The sequence below is a fragment of the Pseudomonas sp. P5_A2_2 genome (genome assembly GCF_054177685.1).
The window spans coordinates 1-2,556 of sequence record NZ_JBGCUL010000656.1 but is presented as its reverse complement, the minus strand read 5'-3'; the positions used below and the strand labels follow the sequence as shown (position 1 = coordinate 2,556).

Genomic DNA, 2,556 nt, shown 5'->3' with positions numbered 1-2,556 from the left:
CTCCCACAGGATTGTGGAATGCTGATCAACTGAGGTTCGACCTGTCATGTTCCGCGACGTAGAATGCGCGCCTTTCCCGGTCAATCGAGWCGCTCGATTGGCCATCATGGGCGGGTAACCGTCCGTTGCCACCCGCATTCATCGGAGCACTTCCCATGAGCATCACCCCGACCAGCGACTACCTGGAAACCCTCTACGAAGGCTACGGCCAGCGTTTTCGCATGGAAAAACTGCTGCACGAAGTGCGCACCGAACACCAGCACCTGGTGATCTTCGAGAACCCGCGCATGGGCCGGGTGATGGCACTGGACGGCGTGATCCAGACCACCGAAGCCGACGAGTTCATCTATCACGAAATGCTGACCCACGTGCCGATCCTAGCCCATGGCGCCGCCAAGCGCGTGCTGATCATTGGCGGCGGCGATGGTGGCATGTTGCGTGAAGTGGCCAAGCACCGCAGTGTCGAGCACATCACCATGGTCGAGATCGACGGCACCGTGGTCGACATGTGCAAGGAATTCCTGCCGAACCACTCCAAGGGTGCATTCGATGATCCACGCCTGAACCTGGTGATCGACGACGGCATGCGTTTCGTCGCCACCACCACTGAAAAGTTCGACGTGATCATTTCCGACTCCACCGACCCGATCGGTCCGGGTGAAGTGCTGTTCTCGGAAAACTTCTACCAGGCCTGTCACCGCTGCTTGAACGAAGGCGGCATCCTGGTGACCCAGAACGGCACGCCGTTCATGCAGATCGAAGAAGTGAAGACCACCGCCGGTCGCTTGCGCAGCCTGTTCCCGGACTGGCACTTCTACCAGGCCGCCGTGCCGACCTACATCGGTGGCTCGATGACCTTCGCCTGGGGCGCGACCAATACCGCTTATCGCAAGTTGTCCCGCGAAACCCTGCAACAGCGCTTCACGGGCAGCGGCATCATCACCCGCTACTACAATCCTGAAATCCACATCGGCGCCTTCGCCCTGCCGCAATACGTGTTGCAGGCAGTGAACAAGCCAAGCAACGACTGATCTTTCAGTCCACGCACCAAACCTGTGGGAGCGAGCAGGCTCGCTCCCACATTGAAATGCAGCGGAACAAGGCGGAACAATCAGCCGGCTAACAAGGTCGAGATAGGGGTAAACCCATGCATGGGTTTCATCAAGGAGGCACCAATGCAAAAGTGGAAAGTCACTTTCATGGATGATCATGGCGAAACCATCAACGAAGTCTTTGAGTGCCCCGAGCGCCCGGACTACGAGCGTGCCGCCAAGCTCATCAAGGCCCGGCTTCTTCCTGTCGCCGCCGAACTGGATCTGAACGATCTGGAAGGGCGGACCAGTGACGCGAGCGTCAAAGAGCTCAAATCCCAGAACAGCATTCAAATCCTCGGCATTACCCCAGTCTGAGCGACACCTCCCGCATTCACATCCAGGCCTTGGCAGAGGCTCTATCTTGAGGCTACTCTGCAAGCGAGATCAGCGAACGGATCGCTAAGGTCTGGTCTTGTCAGCTCCATGCTTGTTTCCCGCCGGCACATCGGTTGCCGTCGCTCGCGCTGTTCGGTTGCGGGTGAGGGAGTACGGAAAGTCTATCCATCGTTTTGAGGAGGACGTTTCATGAGCACAGCCTATCAAGAAGACATCAGCAGCAGCGTTCTGCGCCGCATGAAAGAAGGCGGTTTTGACTTTTCACGGTTTCATCCCATCGAGTTCTACGCCATTTTCCCGGATGAGGAGCGGGCACGCAGGGCGGCAGGTCATTTCCACCGTGGTGAATCCCTGAATGCGCAAGTCAGTGTGCGTGACGATGGCGCCTGGGCGCTGGAGTTGTGCAAAGTCATGTATGCCACCTACGACGACATCGGCGATTTCGAACAGGGTTTCGAAGCGGTGGTCGAGCCGTTGGGCRGCATCATCGAAGGCTGGGGTGTGAAACAGGAGGTACGAGGGCGACTCGCATAACCTTATGAGCAGTGACAACCAGCATTGACGGCTGACCTTCGGGTTGGCCGTTTTCGTTTTCGCCGACAGGATATTGAACACGACCCCGTAGGAGCTGCGGTGCGGCGATCCGACTTGCCAGTGAAGGCGTCCCCGAAGAGCGACACATGACTCATGGGCCCCTTCGCCAGCAAGCTGGCTCCTACAGACTATGCTGGTGATAGGCGATCACAGCGCCTTGCAATGAAGCGGGGGCAATCAGGTTGGGGCATTTGTCGCACAGGATTGGTGCGGTGCGTGCGTCTTGATTATCCAACCGATTGAAATCTAAGCGTTTATGCCGATGGCACGGGCCTTGCGAAGGTCTGGACGTCCGAGTGACAAGGAGTACGGCATGATCCGCAACTATTTTGATGAGATGTACGATGCCGGCGGCCAGGTCCGCCCGCATTATCGGGAGTTTGCCCGTTGGCTGGCCGAGACGCCTGACGAGCTTCTGGCACAACGGCGACGCGAGGCCGATCTGTTGTTTCATCGCGCCGGGATAACCTTCACGCTCTACGGTGATGAGCAGGGGACAGAGCGCCTGATTCCCTTCGACACCATTCCCCGC

At 58.1% G+C, this 2,556-nt stretch carries 3 protein-coding genes and 1 pseudogene; all 4 read left to right on the top strand.

Annotated features, from left to right (window positions below):
- Window positions 1-155: 155 nt before the first annotated feature.
- Window positions 156-1,031 carry a polyamine aminopropyltransferase gene (gene speE / locus ACXRVY_RS23760; protein WP_223462200.1) on the top strand — a complete coding sequence of 292 codons (876 nt, stop codon included), beginning with the start codon at window positions 156-158 and terminating at the stop codon, window positions 1,029-1,031.
- A 144-nt stretch (window positions 1,032-1,175) separates the two neighbouring features.
- Window positions 1,176-1,409 (top strand): hypothetical protein, encoded by a 234-nt coding sequence (locus ACXRVY_RS23755; RefSeq protein ID WP_223462201.1) that lies wholly within the window; start codon window positions 1,176-1,178, stop codon window positions 1,407-1,409.
- Window positions 1,410-1,619: 210 nt separating this feature from the next.
- Window positions 1,620-1,964, top strand: coding sequence for a ribonuclease E inhibitor RraB (locus ACXRVY_RS23750; protein WP_458238401.1), 345 nt, complete (start codon window positions 1,620-1,622; stop codon window positions 1,962-1,964).
- Between the two features lie 373 nt (window positions 1,965-2,337).
- Window positions 2,338-2,556, top strand: a pseudogene (locus ACXRVY_RS23745) (circularly permuted type 2 ATP-grasp protein); the annotation flags it as partial.